Below are 17146 nucleotides of genomic sequence, written 5' to 3'. Positions count from 1 at the left end.
GTCGCCAATGCGCGTGTCCTTCATAAGGCGCGCACCGTCCCGAGAGCTTTGGCAATCGCCTCCCAATCGAACGTGGGGAGTCCGAGCTCGAGGCGACGCGATGCCCACGAATCGCCAACGGCGCGAAGCGCGTCCGCGCGGGTCGTGCCCCATTCGGTCAGGAGCGAATTCGTTTCCGAAGCGCGCCCGGCCCAAGCCTGGACTCGCCACTCCCCCGCGTCGTCTTGCGTAGCGCGGGGCGTGATGGTGATCGTCAGGCGATCGTCGTCGCAACGAAAATCGTAGTACATCCCATCATCTTTGCGAAATTGGTCGGTGATGCGGAGCGCACGCCGGCTCGCAGCCTCTTTATCCTTCATCACGTGACCTCCTCCAAGATGGGTTGGGGCCCGGGAATGATATGGGCGATATCCGGATCGACGCCCGCTTCGGTCGTCGTGCGATCTGGACGCTCGTCGCGGCGCTGCTTCTTCTTTTCGTCCTTGGCGCGCTGCTTATCGAGCCGAGCGCGCTCTTTTTGCCGCTTCTGAAAGGTGGTGTTCGAAGCCATGGTGCTCCCGTTCCGAGCCGCAGCGGCTCGCTGATGCGCATTGAAGGCAAGTTAAAGCCAATGAAAACGAGAACACCGCGAGAGCGGGGCCAAAAGAGGCCCCCCCTCTCTCGTGCACGCCCCCTCTTGAACAGGAGGCCGTTACCTCAGGAAACGACTACCAGCGGTTTCCGCCACCGCCACGACCGCCGCCGCCAAAGCCGCCGCCGCCACCACCGCGACGACCGCCGCCGCCACCGCCACCACCGAAGCCGCCGCCACCGCCACCGGTGCGCTCCTGCGCTTCGTTCACCTTCAAGGGGCGGCCGTCGAGCAGCGCGCCGTTCATCTCGGCAATGGCGCTGCTGGCTGCCTGGGACGAGCCCATGGTCACGAAGGCAAAGCCGCGGGACTGGCCGGTCTCGCGATCGGAGACCACGTGGACTTCGACAACCTCACCAAAGGATGAGAACGCAGCGCGGACGGATTCCTGCGAGGCCTGGAACGAAAGGTTCCCAACGTAAAGACGATTACCCATGATTTTTCTTCTCGATTCGAATTCGCAACGATAAGCGCGATCTCGAGAATCGAGAGAGCGTGGTCGTACGCGGACGCTCGCCAAAACGCGAGGCCCGAGCACAGTGCGGCCTCGCGGCCCAAAATGCAAGGGAACACAAGCAGATCCCCCACCCCGGGGTGGCGAATTCTGAGTGGTACCCGCAAGAATCGAGGGCTTTTCGCCCTTCCGCTAGGGGTGCTCCAGCACCCGACCTTACGGCTTGGAGCACACCGTTCGTACGATTTACGGTCGACGAATGGCGCCCGCGGCGAGCGGCCCCGACGCGGGACATGCGATGTCATTCCTCGAAACCGACCGCATCGACGGCGCGGGGTTGACAGCATGTTGCATATGCAACATGTTCTTTTGCGAGGGTTCCGGGATGGGCGAAGACGCAATCAAAGAGATAACGCGCAATTGCCTGCTCACGCGCACACGCCGAATCGCGCGCGTTCTCACCGGCATGTACGACCACGAGATGCGGCCCTTCGGAATCAATTCGCCGCAGTTCACCTTGCTCGTGCTCATCTCCCGATTGGGGCCCGTGAGCCGCGCAGAAATCGGGCGCCGCAACCATCAGGAGCGCTCGACGTTGACACGAAACCTTCAACTGATGCTTTCCGAGGGTTGGGTCGAGGAGATTCAACAGGAGGCCGGCGGACGAAGCAGGCCCATTGTGCTGACATCCGCGGGTAGGGAGCTGCTGCATCGCGCGACACCGGCGTGGCGGGCGGCGCAAGCGCAGGCCAAACGGCTCCTCGGCGAGGCCGGGGTGAACGCCGTGATGGACATCGCGAACGAGCTACCCCAACAGGGCCCCTGAAGTTTTGTCGCAAATGTTGCATATACAACATGCACCACGTCAGCCTCTGGCTGAATACCGAATTTCAATCAACCATAAAGAGGATATTCACGATGACCATCGTCAAAGCCGCCGCGGTGCAAATCAGCCCCGTGCTCTACAGCCGCGAAGGCACGACCGACAAAGTGGTTCGAAAGATCATCGAACTTGGCCGCCAGGGCGTGCAGTTCGCGACGTTCCCGGAGACCGTGGTGCCGTACTACCCTTATTTCTCTTTCGTCCAGCCGCCCTACGGAATGGCCGCCGAACATCTGCGGCTGCTCGAACAATCCGTCACCGTACCATCGGCCACCACCCACGCCATCGGCGATGCCTGCAAGCAAGCGGGGATGGTGGTATCCATCGGCGTCAACGAGCGCGATGGCGGCACCATTTACAACACCCAGTTGCTGTTCGATGCCGACGGCTCCTTGATTCAGCGTCGCCGTAAGATTTCCCCGACCTACCATGAGCGCATGATCTGGGGCCAGGGTGACGGTTCCGGCCTGCGAGCCGTCGACAGCGCGGTCGGGCGTATTGGCCAATTGGCCTGCTGGGAGCATTACAACCCGCTGGCCCGTTACGCCTTGATGGCCGATGGCGAGCAGATACATTCGGCGATGTACCCAGGTTCATTCGCGGGGGATCTTTTCTCCGAGCAAATCCAGGTCAACATCCGCCAGCACGCCCTGGAAGCAGGTTGCTTCGTGGTCAACGCCACCGCGTGGCTGGATGCCGATCAGCAGGCTCGAATCATGAAGGATACCGGCTGCCCCATCGGCCCGATCTCCAGTGGCTGCTTCACCGCCATCGTCTCGCCCGAGGGCCAATTGATGGGCGAGCCCCTGCGCACCGGCGAAGGTGAGGTGATTGCCGATCTCGATTTCTCGATGATCGACAAGCGCAAACGAATGATGGATTCACGTGGCCACTACAGCCGCCCGGAACTACTCAGCCTGTTGATCGATCGCACCCCCGTAGCCCATGTTCACGAGCGTCGCGTACCGTCTACGACCGCTTCGGTCGAGGAGGTCTCGTTGGGCGCCCTTTCCGATCATTGACCATCGATTGCCCTCGCCAACGACTGTGGGATACGCTCGGAAGATGGGTGGCGTGACCACGGTGCGTTCGGAGGATGTGGACTTCGACGTGGATGCGTTCCTCGCTCGACCGCTCATGGCGCATCTCGCCACGACCTCCCCGCAGGGTCCCCGCGATTCCCCGGTATGGTTCCTCTGGGAGGAGGGAGCCATTTGGCTGATCGGCACGTCGAACGATAGCTTCCCGCAGCGATTGCTCGCCGAGCCGAGATGCGCGATTGGGGTGGTGCACTTCGATCTCGCGCGGGGAGTTCTCCTTCACCTGGGCATGCGCGGTGTGGCTACGGTGCTGCCGATGGATCGGGCGCGGCGCGACCGGCTGCTTCGCCGCTACCTCGGTGACGACGAGAGTGCGTGGAACGCGACGTTTCGGGAGACGGTCATCGAGCCGCTCGATCGAATGATCCGATTCGTTCCGGAGACGGTCGTCGCGCGAGACCAGTCGTACTTCAAGTAGACAGGTCGGACGCCAGCCATGAGGCGATCGTCCGGTAAACCTCGGCGCGGTCGAGTAGGTCGAGGTGACCGGTGCCGTACGCGATCGATCGGTGCGCCTCGGGGAACGCGAGGGTCAGCTCCGGCTTGACGTGCCGTCCGAGCGCGCTGTCGACGGGAACGAGGCCATCGCCCGGGAGCTTGCTCGCTGCCGTATCGAGCGCGGTGGTTGCGGCGACGGCGTAACATGCGACGCCCTCGGGCAAAGGGAGCGGGGTGCGGGTGTCTTTCCCGAATGCAAAACGGTCGGCCCCTTCCCAGTGTTCGTCGAGCACGTTGCCAAATCGCAAATCGGTGACACCGCAACTGCGGATCCGCCCGAGGCGCGTGAGCGCTTCGCTGTACCGGCTAATGCCGAGCAGAACGTCCACCCAATTGCCACCGCGTTCGAGCGGCGCGCCGTGGTGCGGCGATCCGAGGCAAACCAACTTGCGCAACTTGGAGCGCCAAACATGGTTTGCGGCTTCACCGTAGTAACAGGCGCTCCGTGACACCAATCCGCCCATGCTGTGGCCCAAGAGGACCAACTCGTCGACGGGCGCAGGCCAGGCCGAAACGGCGCGCTCGAGCAAATCGGCCAACGAACGACCGTTGGCCGAGATATGCAATCCGCTGTTGTAGTGCAGATAGACGGGCGTGTACCCGAGATCGCGCGCGAGGGCGGCGCCATGATCGTGCCCCTGCCGAAGCCATTGAAGGTCGTTCATGCTCGATCCATGAACGAGGACGACGAGCTTCCTCCCCACGGGCGAGGAAAAGGCTTCGCGGAGCGATTCTTCGTCGAGGGTCAGCGGATGCCCGTCGTGGTGCAATCGCATCTCGATGGCGAGGGGGTTACCCGTTTTGGCCAGGTAGTCGCCCAGCACACCGTTGAGGGCTGCGATGACGGCCTCCCGCTCGGGACCCGGCGTGCGCTCCCCGAGCAGCGGCTGAAGCTGCTCGAGGGCCACGTCCAGGGTGACACCGACCAACTTGGTGATGGCGCGGATGCTTCCGTAAACGGGCGCCGTGATCAAACGCACGGGCACGGCGAGTGGCCGGCCAAGAATGTCGGGCCCGCCGCCGATCGCATGGTGCATGGCCTCGACCAAATCGGTCACGCTTTTCGTCGCCTCGACCGCGAGCCGGCTGGCCCCACGCAGATCGTCGCCGTCGTTGCGCGTCTTCTTGCTCGCCATGGAAACCAGTGTACCCGAGATCGTCTGGCGCGCCCGAAACGCTTCGATGGCGCGCGCTTGTGCTTGCTCTTGCGGCATACCCTACGAAACCCGGATGATCGACAATGGCGCGCGCCACGTGAAAGTCCTTTTCGAAGTACCGCATGCAACCGTCGTTCGAAAAAAGCTGCTATGCCAAATAGATGCTTGGACGAGTCGTGGCGATGACCGTATCGCTTCTTTCGATCGCAGCTTGCAGCACCAACGAAACCGAACGGCGCGATCCAGGCCAAAATACGGCGCCGCCCGATGCCGGGGACCCCGGCGAGGGAGGCGACACGACGCCCAACGGTGGTGGGACCGGGGCGCCTCCCGGTGACGTCACCGAAGTTTTCTATGTGGATCCTGCATCCAAGCCCGCCAATTGGGTAAAAAAGAATCCGAACGATCCGCGTGCGCAGAAAATTCAGTCGCAGCTCGCCAGCAAAACGATCGCGCACTGGTTCGGTGATTGGAACAAGAACATTTCCAAGGACACGTCCGAATACGTCGCAGCCGCCACCGCGGCCAAGAAATGGCCCCTTCTCGTGATCTACAACATGGTCAACCGTGACTGCGGCGGTGCATCGGCCGGCGGCGCGGCCAACGCGGGGGCCTACCGTACTTGGATTTCGAGCCTGGCCAGGGCGATCGGCAACCAAAGGGCCATGGTGGTGCTCGAGCCGGATGCTTTGCCCCACCTCGAAGACTGCGATCGAGAGATGCGCCTCGACTTGTTGCGCTACGCCACCGAGCAATTCCACCACGAAGCGCCCAACGCGCGGGTCTACATCGACTCGGGTACCGCCAAATGGATCAAACCCGATGTCATGGCCGAGCGCCTCGATGCGGCCGGCGTGCGCAAGGTGCGTGGCTTCGCCATCAACGTGTCGAACTTTTTCACGACGGAGGAGTCGGTCGCGTATGGCAACGAAGTCAACGAATCCCTGGCGGCGAAGTTTGGCTACCGCGGGCAGTTCGTGATCGACACCAGCCGGAATGGCAACGGCTCCAACGGCGAATGGTGCAACCCACCCCACCGCAAAATTGGCCCGTCCTCGCAGTGGGGCGGCGGCGCCGAGGCCCTCATGTGGATCAAGGTGATCGGCGACTCCGACGGGCCATGCGGCGTCGCACCGAACCTACCCTCGGGCACGTTCAGCGCGGACTTGGCGATCGACCTGATCGACGGAAAATAGCCCAAGGCCGCCTTCAGACACGCACGCGTTTGGACCCGAGAGGATCTATTTCGGTGCAGGAGCGTTCGATGGCGCGCCGGCAGCGGCGGGGGGCGCGAACGCGGGATACATCCAGGCGACGTCGAGGGAGGTATCCTGCGTGATCTTGGGTTGGCCTTTGCCCGGCCCGGTGGCGAAGCCCCCGTAGAAGACTTTTCCGCGAATCGCGACGATCAGCTTTCGGTCGCGCGTGGCGCGGAGGGGCTCGGTCACCGTTTGTGCCGCTTCGAAGGCAATTTCGATCAGCGCTTTACGGTCCTCGCCTTTTTTGTAGGTGTCGAGATTCGGAGCTTGAACGAGAAATACGATGTCCGTGGGGCGTACATGCGCGTACGTGAGCCAATTGCCCTTGGTGAACGAGTCGCGTGTTTCGTCTTTGCCGCCCGTGAACGTCTCCGTTTCGAGCTTCTTCAGCGTGGTGCTGAAGTTCTTCGCCAGCGCGACGGCCTCGGCATCCGCACCGAAGCCCACGTCGGAGGAGAACGTATCGATCTTCCCATTGGCAGCCTCGAACTCGACCTGGCCCGGCTTGGGAGGCTCGGATTTGCCGCACCCTCCGACGACGAGCATGAGGGGCACCACGAGATGGCGCAATCCGATGGAAGAGCGTGCAGACGTCGTTCGAGGCAACATGGAGTTTCTCCTTTGGACACGCGCCACGGGGCACGTGTGGTGGATCTACGCCTGCGCCTTGGAGAAATGCCTTCGAGAGATCGAACTCCATCTAGTTGGATGCGCACATTCTGTTTCAAACAAAACGGCCGATATGTTTCGTGTGAACGAATCGATCACCCTGAGAGGCCTCGACGCCCTATCCGGGATTACGCCAGCGGGCCCATGAAGTCGCCTTTGGTGAGGGGGACGCCCTTCTCGCGGAGAATGGCGTAGGCCGCGGTGACGTGAAAGAAGAAATTCGGAATGACGAACTGCTCGATGAATCGTGCTCCGGTGAATGTCGTCGTCTTGCCGCGATTGTTGATCTCGATCGTGCGGGTGAGCGCGGCGTCGAGGACCTTCGGGTCCACCGCGCTCACGTAGCCAATGGCGGCGTCGATGGCTTCATACAGCTCTGCAAAACTTTTTCGCTCGGCGGCCGGGGGCGGTGCGCCGTCGGCACCGGCGAGGCGATCGATCGCGATCTTGGCGCCGTCGGCCGCCCAGTGAACTTGCGTAGCCAGGTCGTACATGTCTTGGGCGAGCCGCGCATGGATGAGAGCGAGCGGATCGAGGCCGCTCGCCGAAGCATGCGCTTCGGCCTTGGAAAGACATACCTTCAAATTGGTGAGGCCGCGCACGAACACGGCCACGGTGAGATCGTAAGCTTCAAGGGGCATGCGCTATCATCGGCCAAGTCGAGGGCCGGATCAAACCGCGCTCGATGGGCTCTTCCGTGCTGCGAGCGCGGCCTCGGGTAGGCGCCGGAAACTGATGGCCATGCGATTGTACGTGTTCATGAGGCCAATCGCGATGGTCAGATCCACCAGCTCCTTTTGACTGAATACCGCGGACGCAGCTTGAAAGTCCGTATCGGGAACGGCGGTATCGGCGACGCGCGTCACGCTCTCGGCCCATGCGAGGGCCGCTCGTTCGCGCTCGTCGAATACGTTCCCCGCTTCACGCCAAGCTTGAACGAGCACCAGCTTCTCCACCTGGATGCCCTTTTTCAATAGGTCACGCGAGTGCAGGTCGATGCAATATGCGCAGCCGTTGATCTGCGAGACCCGAAGATAGACCAGATCGACCAGAATCTCCGAAAGGCCGCTCTTCATCACGTAGGCATACACACCGCCCAGCGCCTTCACCCCGGCCGGTGCTACTTCCATATAATCGATACGTTCGCTCATGGTGATTTCCTCACCCAAAGATGGTTCCCCTTGGGTCAAAGAAAAGCACCAAGAATCAATCATTTCGATGTACCACGGACCATGGCGAAACAATTCTCGCTTCAGCTCGATCGCTCGGTCAAGACGCCGCTGGCGCAGCAGATTTACAAGGGAATCGCGGCGGCGATCGACAGCGGCGTGCTCGTGCAGGGAGCCCGTTTGCCATCCTGGCGGGATCTCGCGGCTCAACTCGGCATCGCGCGTGGAACCGTTCGCGCGGCGTACGAGAGGCTGACGGACGCCCAGCTCATTGTCGCATCCCGATCGGCTGGAACCCATGTCGCGAAGCGGCCGGCGGCCGGCGTCGGGCGCGATGTTCCGTCGGATCCTGCGCTGCTCGTGGATTTGTATCCCGACTTTTCGTCGGCACCTGCGATCTTCCAGTCGGGTGTTCCGGCACCGGATTGCTTCCCGGCGAAACTCATGGCGCGTATCCGCGCGCATGCCGTCCGGACCGAAAGCAGCACACCGGCGCGCTATCCGGATCCTCGCGGCGAGCGGGAGCTGCGGCGCGAAGTGGCCAGCCATCTTGCCATCGCGCGCGGTGTCGAATGCGCCCCTTCCCAAATCATCATTACGGCGGGGTTCACCGGCGCACTCGGCCTCGCGCTGCGCCTGCTCGGGCTCGAGGGGCGGACGGCCTGGATGGAGGACCCTGGTTTTCCGTTGACCCGGCGAGGGCTCGAAATCGCCAAGTTGACCCTCGCCCCCATTCCCGTGGACGAACACGGCGCGGACGTGGATCACGGTCTTCAGCATGCGCCCGATGCCGCGCTCGTTGTCGTGACGCCAGGGCAGCAGGCGCCGCTCGGCTCCACGCTATCCCTCGCCCGCCGACTCCGCCTGCTCGATTGGGCAGCGCAAACGGGCGCCTGGATCATCGAGGACGATTATCTGAGCGAACTGCAATTGAGAGGACGCGCCGCCCCCGCACTCGCTTCGCTGGACCGGCACGGGCGGGTCATTCACATCGGTTCGTTCAGCAAAACCATCAGCCCGACGCTCCGCCTTGGCTTCCTCGTGGCCCCCGCATCCCTTGCCGCACGGTTCGCCGAGGCGGCGGCGTGCCTTGCACCGGCTCCCGGGCCATCGGTCCAGCTCGCGACGGCGGAGTTCCTGCGCGAAGGACACTATATGCGCCACCTTCGGCGAACGAAACGCGTTTACTCCAAACAGCAGGACGCGCTGAAGGATTGTCTCGAAACCCGAGCACCGGGTGCATCGATCGCCGGCCTCGCGGTATTGTTGCCGTTACCCGCAGGGGCGCGAGACAAACTGATCGCGAAGAAAGCGTTGGCCTACGGACTGGCCCCCACCGCATTGTCCACGTGGTATATGGCCTCACCGTCGCAACGAACCGGCTTGCTGCTCGGCGCGGCCATGGCGCCCACCGAAAGCATCGCGGCATCGTGCGATCGGCTCTATCGCGTCATCGACCGTCTCGCGCAACGAGGGTAGGGTGCAACGTATGCTCGAAGGGGTCACCATCGAACAATTGCGTACGCTGCGTGCGGTCGCCGAGGCCGGAAGCTTCTCGGCCGCGGCGCGCAAGCTCGGGCGCGTGCAAGCGGCGGTGAGCCAGTCGATCGACCGGCTCGAGGCGCTGCTCGAGCTGCGCCTATTCGATCGATCGGGGCGGGTGCCGCGGCTCACGCGCCACGGCGAGGCCATCGTGGCCGCGGCGGCGAAGATCGAAGGCGATGTGAACGCGCTCGAGGAGCTGGCGGCGCGTCTGAAACGCGGCGAAGAGACATCGCTCTCCATCGTCGTCGATGCGTTGTTCCCCACCGCATCGCTGGTGCCGTTTGCGAAGGACTTCGCGGCCGAGCATCCCTCCGTTTCCCTAGTGCTCTTCACCGACGTCCTCTCGGGGGTCACGGCACACGTGCGTGAGCGCAAATCGGCGTGGGGAATCGCCATCGAAGATGCCGACCTGAGCGATCTCGAGCGCCGCCCCCTTGCCGATGTGCAGCTCGTCCCCGTCGCTGCCCGCGAATACGTTCTCGCGAAACGAGCGGGCCCCATCGACGTGGCCGGCCTCGAGGGGACGGTGCAAATCGTCCTGGGGGAGCATCGCGACACGGCCGATGCGTCGGACGCGCAAGGCGTGTTCGCCCCGCACACCTGGCGCGTGGTCGACCAAGCCACGAAGCACACGCTGATCGCCAACGGTCTCGGCTGGGGGCACATGCCCGAGCACCTCGTTCGCGACGATCTGCGCGCGGGGCGGCTGGTGAAGCTCGCGCTCGATGCCTGGGGCGGCGGAACGATGCGTCGCTCGCTCGTGCTCGTGTGGCGGCGGGGAACCGTGCTCGGCCCGGTCGCGCGATGGGCGCAGCAGCGCCTCTCGGAGCTATGCCTCGGCGTGGTGGAGCCTGGCTCGGCTCGCCGCGCGACCCATCACGGCACGTGATGGAACCTGTCACGGGAACAGCGGTTCCCGGAGGGACACCCCGTCCGCAGATTGACGGCCATGACCACCGAATCCGACGTATCCGTATTTTCGAAACGTCATCGCGCGACCCACGTTCGCTCCGTCGAGAGCGTCTTTCGCAGCAACGGCTTTCATTGGGTCGGCAACGGCTTTCATGTGTCGTCGTATTTCCCGAGTGCAAAACTCCCCGCGGAGCGCGTAAGCCCGTTCGTCCTCATGGACTATGGCCCTGCGAAGGAGTTCAGGCCGCTCGCACACGGCAAGCGTGGCGTGGGGTGGCATCCTCACCGCGGCTTCGAGACCGTCACGCTCGCGTGGGAAGGCTCCGTCGCCCACCGGGACAATGCCGGCCATGCCGGCATCATCGGCCCCGGCGACGTGCAATGGATGACGGCGGGCGCCGGGATATTTCACGAGGAGTACCACGAGGAGAGCTTCACGCGCCGTGGCGGCAAGCTGCACATGATGCAGCTCTGGGTGAACCTCCCCGCGAAGGACAAGATGGCCGCGCCGGCGTACCAGCCCATCCTGGCGGCGCAAATCCCGTCCGTGTCGGTGGAGGGCGGTGGCGAGGTTCGCGTCGTTTCGGGGGAGTACGGCGATGCACGAGGTCCGGCGCATACGTTCACGCCCATCACGATGCTCGATGTCCAGCTTTCCGCCGGCGCGCGTCTGCGGGTCCCCCTTCCCGCGCATCACAACGCGCTCGCCGTGGTCGCCGAGGGGCGTGTGCGCGCAGGCGAAGCTTTCGCCAGCACGGGAGAACTTGTTCTTTTCGCCAACGACGGCGCGCGCCTCGAACTCGTCGCCGAGGAAGAGGCGCACGTGATCGTGCTCGCCGGCCAGCCCCTCGACGAACCGATCGTCGCCTATGGCCCCTTCGTGATGAACACCGTCGAGCAGATCCAGCAGGCGATCTTCGACGTCAACGGCGGGAAATTCGGCGACGTCCCGGAGTGATATGGACTTTGGCCCGCGGCTCAGGATCGAGCCGCGGTTTGGACGTCGGGCGCTTTGTCGGGGTGATGGTGAAGCATCTTCCAGACACCGTTCTTGCGAAGAAAAACATTCGTCGCACGCGAATCGAAATGGACCCATCCCCCGGCGAAGTAAATGGACGCGTGCTCCACGCAAATCGTGTACGCCACATGGCCCTGCACGTGGACTTGGAGCTCGGTGACCTCGACCCGCCCCTCCGGAATGGTCGCCGCGAGCTCCTCCCAGGTGACCCAAACCTGCGCCCAGCCCGTGGAGCAGCCACCGAGGGGATGCAGGGTCGTGACCTGCTCGTCGTGCCACCACACCTCCTCCATGGCGGAAGGATCGCCCATCACGACACGGTTCAAGGCCGCGTAAAAGCGATCATGGGCATTTCGAACTTCCTGCTCCTGACTCATGACGTTCTCCCCCACCTGCGCCGACGGCGGGCGCGACTGCACTGTATTCGGAACACGTGGCGCGGCATCAAAATTCGCCGAGCTCGTTTCCGTCGTCGATGGGCGGCGGACCTACGCCACCCCCATGGCGCGATCCGTCGGAGTCTCCGGTCTTCGTTCTGCGGCTAGGGAGGATCGCTCGGGGCTTCCAAGCTGATTTTGCCCAAGGTGCCGTTTCGGAACTCGTGAATCAATACGTCGCCAGCTTTGTGCAAATCGACGACGCCGCCGCTTCGAATGCAGCCGCGCTTTCGCCCGATGGTCTGGAGCGCGTCGAGGGGGGACGCGGGCAATTCGGCGAGCTTGAAACGCGTGCAGAGCAATTGAGGATACCGCGCGAGAAAGAACTCCGCGGCGAAGAGCCCGACGTACTCGTAATCCATCACGGTATCGGGGAGGGCGCCGCCGAGGGCGAGGCGCATCGTGGCCGCGCTGTCGATGTCGCTGCGCGGCCAGAGGATCCCGGGATTGTCGGAGAGGGTCATCCCGCTCTTCAAGGTGACGAGCTGTTGGCTCTTGGTCACCGCCGGCTCGTCGCCCACCTTGGTGACCTTGCGCTCCATCAGGGTGTTGATCAAGGTCGACTTGCCCACGTTGGGGATGCCCACGACCATCGCCCGCACGCTCTTGGCCGGTCCGGTTCGATGGGGGACGAGCCGCTTGCAGATCTCGGGAATCTTCGCCCGCATCTCGCCGGGGCGCGTGGTCGTGAGGGCGATGGCGGCCACGCGTCCATTCCCGTCCGCCGCTTCCAGGTAGCGGATCCACGCTTTGGTGACCTCGGGATCGGCCAGATCGCTCTTGCTCAGGATCTTGATGCACGCCTTGTGCGCGCAGAGCTCGCCCAGGACAGGATTCGCGCTCGCTCGGGGCATGCGCGCGTCGAGCACCTCGAGCACCACGTCCTTCGTGGGAAGCGCGTCGGCGATGGCCTTGCGGGCCTTGTTCATGTGGCCCGGGTACCACTGGATGGTCATCGCCAGCCGTATACCCTACTTCGCGCCCTTTCGCCTCCGCGGGTGGATTTTACCGTCGAGTTCGCCGTTTGAGGCCCGTCAGCTCGGCCCGAAGACGTACGCCGCACCGTGACCGCTGGGATCGCGAACGAGCGCGCCGACCAATTTGGTGCTCCCACTCACGGCGACGCAGTATCCGAAGAGGTAGACCTTTTCTGGATCGCTCGGCGCGAGTTTCTCGTGTTGGGTCCATTGCCCATCGGTGGAGCGCTCGAAGGTGTAGGCCACTCCACCATTCTCCGTAATGACCTTCGTCCCGGCGACGATGGTCGAGCCGTCGATGGCCACGCTGGCGCCCAGAATCTGACTCGGCACGGCTTCGCTGGAGAACAATTTTGTCTGCTCCACCCACGTCGCATTCGATTCCGTGAAAACGTAGAGGGCACCGGTATCTTCTCCCTTGGTGTCATCGCCCGGGGAACCGATGACGAGGGTTCCGCCCTTCAACGCGAGCCTGCCACCGAATTCATCTCCCCCCGTGACGGCGTCGGGCAGCAATTTCTGCTGCTGGGTCCAACCCGTGGCCGATCGCGCGAAGACATAGGCGGCGCCCGTGTAGAAGCCTCGCTCACTGGCGGCATCGGCCCCAACGGCGATGCGATCACCATCGACCGCAACGGCAAAGCCGAACAGATCACGAATCTGGCCGTCTGCCGCCACGATTCTTTGTTGCTCGCTCCAGCTCGTGCCCGATCGGGTGAACACATAGGCTGCGCCCGCGCGAGATTCCGCGGCGTCCTCGGTCGGTGCTCCCGCGACGAGGGTGTCGCCATCGAGGGCGACCGAAGCACCGAACGTGGAGTCCTCCGCCCGAGGTGCCAGCTTTTGTTGCTCACCCCAGGTGCTCCCCGACCGGGCGAAAATGTACACGCCATGGTGCGAGCCCATCGCGATCGTGTCGCCGTCGATAGCGATCTGGCCGAAGTCATTTTGGGTGACACGCTCGCTCGGCGTCAGCTTTTGCTGCTCGACCCAACCCGTGCCCGTGCGGGTGAAAACGTACACGGCCAGCCCGGGATCGGGAGAGCTTCCCCCATTGTTCGTCTGCCCGAGGACGGCCGCCGTATCGCCATCGATGGCGACTTGGAGCCCGAAAAGGTCCTGCATGCTTGCATCGCTGGCGGAAAGAGTGGCTTGCTGCGAGGCCAAGACGAGCGACGTCGCACGATGGCCTTCGGTAGGTTCCGAGCGGTCTACTCCGCTGCACGCGGCCATTGCGAGGGCGATGCCCCCGAGCGCGGCACGGTGAACGAATGTCATCTTGCGAAAGCCAAGTGTGGTGTTCATCGATTCTCCCGGGATCGTGATGAAGGTGAGACGCCCAGGGTATTTCGTTCATTCAGTCGCGCTAAGGGCCGATGACGCCAAATTGCACGTACATTCGCGCCAGAACGCCTTCGGTCAAAGGAATCGGTGATGGGTACGTAGAAATAAGGAATGCGAACTTCGAAAAACTATCTTCTCGCTTTGACGGTGGCTCTCGCCTCGGGCTGCTCGGCCAAGGATGGAACCGAAGCGATTGGCGCATCGGACGACGAACTCGTTGGCGCTCCGCTCGATTCGGAGCATCTTTTTTCCGTCGGAGTGTGCACCGGAAACGTGAACCCCGACGGCTCGTGCCCCGTCTCGGGAACCGCGAATACCTCGCGATGCTCGGGCACGCTTGTCGCACCGAACCTGGTGATCACATCGCGACACTGCGTGGAGAGGATGAACCCGCCCACGAGCGACCGTTGCACGGGGTCGTTCAATGGAACGGCCATCAACGCCTCGGTTCAAATCACCACCAGCTCGACGGTCTATCAATCAGGATCGACGTGGCATCGGGTCGAATCCATTCGAACCCCACAAGGCACCAAGGCGTGCACCGACGACGTCGCGCTGCTCACACTGGCCACGAAGGTCGACATCGAACCGGCGTCGGTCTATCTGAAACAAAGCAGCATCGAGCTCGATCTCCGCCAAGGGTTCGCGATGGTCGGGCGCGGCTGGTTTGCCCTCCGCTTCGACCCGGAGACGCACGAGCGTATCGAATACGACACGGGAAACCTCGAACGCCGAAAACGCGAAAACATTCCGTTCGTGTGCAAACCCACGGAGACGACTCCATGCTCGGTCTATGACCTTTTTGCCTCTCCGCCCAGCGCAACACTCGTGCCGGGAACGATCGGCTACGCGGCGGGGACGGCGTCGGGCGATTCCGGGGCAGGGCTGATCCCCAAGGTGCTCTTCGACAAGGCTCACCACTACGGGCTGGTCGCCATCCACGCCACGACGATGACCGGGCCGGATGGACGGCAGGGCACCGGACAGGGCCTGCTCCTCGAGCCGCATGCGAACCTCATTCGCGAGGCAGCCCGCGCGGCGGCGCAACGTGGCGCGTACCCCGTTCCTGATTGGGCGCTCTAATACGGGGCATACCGTCTCACGTCTTGTTCGAGGGCCGTCTCGGGGCACGCGGATTCGCGTGTACGCCCGCGAGGCATGACGCCAGGAAATCGACGAAGAGGCGCGCGCGTGCCGATAGCCGATGGTGAGGCGAATGCACTGCATAGATATCGGCATCGGGCGTGCGATATTCCGGCAGGATCTGAACGAGGGTCCCCTCACGTAGGTAATCGGCAATGTCCCACTCCGCGCGCATCAGAATACCGTGGCCGTCGAGTGCCCATTTCACCGCGACTTCGCCGTCGTTCGTACTGAGGTTGCCTCGGACTCTGACCGTTTCGGTCTTCTGCGCCGCGCCGCTTCCGCTGGTCAGCGGCCACACGCCATATCGATCGTTTCCCTGACGAATGCCGATGCAGTGGTGTCGGGCCAAGTCGCGCGGACTTCGCGGCATCGGATGCTGCGCAAGATACGACGGCGCCGCACACAGGATGCGCCGGTTCAAGGCAATGCGGCGCGCAACGACACGCGCATCCGGAGGCTCGCCAAAACGGATGCACACATCGTACGCGTCGTCGCTCAACGACGGCGGATCGACGGACAGCGTAAGCTGCACCTCCACGGCGGGATACGCCCGCACGAAGCGGGATAGAACGGGGGCCACGTGGCTACGCCCGAAGCCCAACGTCGCGTTGATGCGCAAAAGGCCCTTGGGCGCCGTACGGGCATTCCCCAGCAATTGCGCCAATTCGTCCATCTGATCGAGAATCCGGCGCGCGCAGGCGAGATACAACTCCCCCTCGGGTGTCAGATTCATCCTCCGCGTGGTTCGATTCACCAGCACGACCCCGCCGCGCGCCTCCATCTGCGCCAGGTGCTTGCTGACGGCGGCTTTCGACACACCCAGCTGGCGTGCGGCCGCGGTCAGGCTTCCACTGCTGGCGAGCACACAGAAAAATGAAAGATCGTCTGGTTGGATGGGGGACATGAAGAGCCCAATGATTGTTAACTCAGGGTTGAAGGTAATGTGAATCTAGCAGCCATTGTGCGGGTGGGGCACATCACCTAGCGTTTGTGCCCCGACATCGAAAAACGGGTGACCGGTGCTCCGTCCTGACTGTGCCGCCGTGGTCCCGTGGAAACGATGTCAGGTTAGGCCATTCAGGGAGGTTTTCACATGTCCATTCAACGAATCATGTCTTTCCTTCTCACGTTCACCCTGGCCGGCGTATGTGCAAGCGCCGTCGCGGGATGCAGCGACGACGCTCGGACGCCCCCACCCGCCGCAACCTCGAGTGCACGCATTGTGGCGGACTTCGTGGTGAGCGAGGCCCAATTCCAACAGATGTTCCCGAACCGGAATGCCTTCTACACCTACAGCGGCATGATCGACGCATTGAGCGCCTATCCAGCCTTCGCCCATACCGGCAGCGATGAAATCCAGAAGCGCGAGGCCGCCGCGTTCCTGGCCAACGTGAGCCACGAGACGGGAGGATTGGTCTACATCGTGGAGCAGAATACGGCGAGCTACCCGCACTATTGCGACGCCAGCCAGCCCTATGGTTGTCCCGCCGGCCAAGCGGCTTATTATGGTCGCGGCCCCCTCCAATTGAGCTGGAACTTCAATTACAAAGCCGCCGGCGATGCCCTGGGGATCGACCTGCTCAACAATCCGTACCTCGTGGAGAACGACTCCGCGGTGTCCTGGAAGTCGGCCCTCTGGTTCTGGAACACGCAGTCGGGCGCCGGCACGATGATCCCGCACGACGCCATGGTCAACGATCGCGGTTTCGGCGAGACGATCCGCAGCATCAACGGATCCATCGAATGCAACGGCGGCAACCCTGCCCAAGTGCAGAGCCGCATCAACGCCTACACGAATTTCGTCCAGATCCTAGGCGCAACCCCCGGAGGCAACTTGGGTTGTTGAGGAGCGACGGGTCGTCGGGCCCACCTATGGAACGCGGCACTTGCGAACGCGTGACCACATGGCTGCGATTCGCGGTGCCGCGGAACTTTTGCGAAGGCGCA

20 protein-coding genes are annotated in these 17146 nt (G+C 63.3%); 9 read left to right on the top strand and 11 right to left on the bottom strand.

The features are described from left to right. Positions 1-20: 20 nt before the first annotated feature. The 3 genes from LVJ94_03360 to LVJ94_03350 all read right to left on the bottom strand — a co-directional run bounded on the left by LVJ94_03360 (position 21) and on the right by LVJ94_03350 (position 1067). Positions 21-362, bottom strand: coding sequence for a hypothetical protein (locus LVJ94_03360; GenBank protein ID WXB06284.1), 342 nt, complete (start codon positions 360-362; stop codon positions 21-23). Further along, positions 359-550: a hypothetical protein gene (locus LVJ94_03355; protein WXB06283.1), complete on the bottom strand. Its 192-nt coding sequence runs from the start codon at positions 548-550 to the stop codon at positions 359-361. The genes LVJ94_03360 and LVJ94_03355 overlap by 4 nt, the downstream gene beginning before the upstream one ends. Positions 551-707: 157 nt before the next feature. Beyond that, entirely contained in the window at positions 708-1067 is a 360-nt protein-coding gene (locus LVJ94_03350; protein WXB06282.1) for an RNA-binding protein, read from the bottom strand. A 403-nt stretch (positions 1068-1470) separates the two neighbouring features. On the opposite strand from LVJ94_03350, the gene LVJ94_03345 reads away from it, so the two are divergent. From LVJ94_03345 to LVJ94_03335, 3 genes are all read left to right on the top strand, one after another. Further along, positions 1471-1911: a MarR family winged helix-turn-helix transcriptional regulator gene (locus LVJ94_03345; GenBank protein WXB06281.1), complete on the top strand. Its 441-nt coding sequence runs from the start codon at positions 1471-1473 to the stop codon at positions 1909-1911. 92 nt (positions 1912-2003) lie between these two features. Beyond that, positions 2004-2990, top strand: coding sequence for a Nit6803 family nitriliase (locus tag LVJ94_03340; GenBank protein ID WXB06280.1), 987 nt, complete (start codon positions 2004-2006; stop codon positions 2988-2990). A gap of 52 nt (positions 2991-3042) precedes the next feature. Then, the gene (locus LVJ94_03335) at positions 3043-3486 is read left to right on the top strand and encodes a pyridoxamine 5'-phosphate oxidase family protein (GenBank protein ID WXB06279.1); all 444 of its coding nucleotides are present in this window, start codon (positions 3043-3045) and stop codon (positions 3484-3486) included. Here LVJ94_03335 and LVJ94_03330 read toward each other — a convergent pair. Next, positions 3479-4702: a GPI inositol-deacylase gene (locus LVJ94_03330; protein WXB06278.1), complete on the bottom strand. Its 1224-nt coding sequence runs from the start codon at positions 4700-4702 to the stop codon at positions 3479-3481. The two genes, LVJ94_03335 and LVJ94_03330, sit on opposite strands and share 8 nt — an antisense overlap. A gap of 203 nt (positions 4703-4905) precedes the next feature. Here LVJ94_03330 and LVJ94_03325 point away from each other — a divergent pair, with 203 nt between their 5' ends. Then, complete coding sequence (locus tag LVJ94_03325) at positions 4906-5919, top strand: glycoside hydrolase family 6 protein (GenBank protein WXB06277.1); 1014 nt, start codon at positions 4906-4908, stop codon at positions 5917-5919. A gap of 45 nt (positions 5920-5964) precedes the next feature. Here LVJ94_03325 and LVJ94_03320 read toward each other — a convergent pair whose 3' ends face one another. From LVJ94_03320 to LVJ94_03310, 3 genes are all read right to left on the bottom strand, one after another. Then, on the bottom strand, positions 5965-6591 hold the full coding sequence (locus LVJ94_03320) for a hypothetical protein (protein ID WXB06276.1): 627 nt from the start codon (positions 6589-6591) through the stop codon (positions 5965-5967). Positions 6592-6779: 188 nt separating this feature from the next. Next, positions 6780-7292 carry a DUF1993 domain-containing protein gene (locus LVJ94_03315; GenBank protein ID WXB06275.1) on the bottom strand — a complete coding sequence of 171 codons (513 nt, stop codon included), beginning with the start codon at positions 7290-7292 and terminating at the stop codon, positions 6780-6782. Between the two features lie 30 nt (positions 7293-7322). Next, complete coding sequence (locus LVJ94_03310; protein WXB06274.1) at positions 7323-7802, bottom strand: carboxymuconolactone decarboxylase family protein; 480 nt, start codon at positions 7800-7802, stop codon at positions 7323-7325. An 81-nt stretch (positions 7803-7883) separates the two neighbouring features. Here LVJ94_03310 and LVJ94_03305 point away from each other — a divergent pair, with 81 nt between their 5' ends. Genes LVJ94_03305 through LVJ94_03295 form a run of 3 tightly spaced genes read left to right on the top strand, consistent with a single transcriptional unit; the run spans position 7884 to position 11235 of the window. Further along, complete coding sequence (locus LVJ94_03305) at positions 7884-9299, top strand: PLP-dependent aminotransferase family protein (protein WXB06273.1); 1416 nt, start codon at positions 7884-7886, stop codon at positions 9297-9299. Between the two features lie 10 nt (positions 9300-9309). Next, the gene (locus LVJ94_03300) at positions 9310-10254 is read left to right on the top strand and encodes a LysR family transcriptional regulator (protein WXB10676.1); all 945 of its coding nucleotides are present in this window, start codon (positions 9310-9312) and stop codon (positions 10252-10254) included. A 60-nt stretch (positions 10255-10314) separates the two neighbouring features. Further along, the gene (locus LVJ94_03295) at positions 10315-11235 is read left to right on the top strand and encodes a pirin family protein (protein ID WXB06272.1); all 921 of its coding nucleotides are present in this window, start codon (positions 10315-10317) and stop codon (positions 11233-11235) included. A 20-nt stretch (positions 11236-11255) separates the two neighbouring features. Here LVJ94_03295 and LVJ94_03290 read toward each other — a convergent pair whose 3' ends face one another. The 3 genes from LVJ94_03290 to LVJ94_03280 form a co-directional block, all read right to left on the bottom strand. Continuing rightward, complete coding sequence (locus tag LVJ94_03290; GenBank protein ID WXB06271.1) at positions 11256-11672, bottom strand: nuclear transport factor 2 family protein; 417 nt, start codon at positions 11670-11672, stop codon at positions 11256-11258. 164 nt (positions 11673-11836) lie between these two features. Beyond that, positions 11837-12688, bottom strand: coding sequence for a ribosome biogenesis GTPase YlqF (ylqF, locus tag LVJ94_03285; protein WXB06270.1), 852 nt, complete (start codon positions 12686-12688; stop codon positions 11837-11839). A 78-nt stretch (positions 12689-12766) separates the two neighbouring features. Then, positions 12767-14014 carry an FG-GAP repeat protein gene (locus LVJ94_03280; GenBank protein ID WXB06269.1) on the bottom strand — a complete coding sequence of 416 codons (1248 nt, stop codon included), beginning with the start codon at positions 14012-14014 and terminating at the stop codon, positions 12767-12769. A gap of 150 nt (positions 14015-14164) precedes the next feature. On the opposite strand from LVJ94_03280, the gene LVJ94_03275 reads away from it, so the two are divergent. Next, positions 14165-15136 (top strand): S1 family peptidase, encoded by a 972-nt coding sequence (locus LVJ94_03275; GenBank protein ID WXB06268.1) that lies wholly within the window; start codon positions 14165-14167, stop codon positions 15134-15136. A 16-nt stretch (positions 15137-15152) separates the two neighbouring features. On the opposite strand, the gene LVJ94_03270 is transcribed toward LVJ94_03275, so the two are convergent. Continuing rightward, entirely contained in the window at positions 15153-16103 is a 951-nt protein-coding gene (locus LVJ94_03270; protein ID WXB06267.1) for a LysR family transcriptional regulator, read from the bottom strand. A 189-nt stretch (positions 16104-16292) separates the two neighbouring features. Here LVJ94_03270 and LVJ94_03265 point away from each other — a divergent pair, with 189 nt between their 5' ends. After that, the gene (locus LVJ94_03265) at positions 16293-17045 is read left to right on the top strand and encodes a chitinase (protein ID WXB06266.1); all 753 of its coding nucleotides are present in this window, start codon (positions 16293-16295) and stop codon (positions 17043-17045) included. The last annotated feature ends 101 nt before the right edge of the window (positions 17046-17146 follow it).

It is taken from the genome of Sorangiineae bacterium MSr11367 (genome assembly GCA_037157805.1).
Classification (GTDB): Bacteria; Myxococcota_A; Polyangia; order Polyangiales; family Polyangiaceae; genus Pendulispora; species Pendulispora rubella.
Note: the sequence above shows the minus strand (reverse complement) of the source record. Positions and strands in the feature narration are given on the sequence as shown.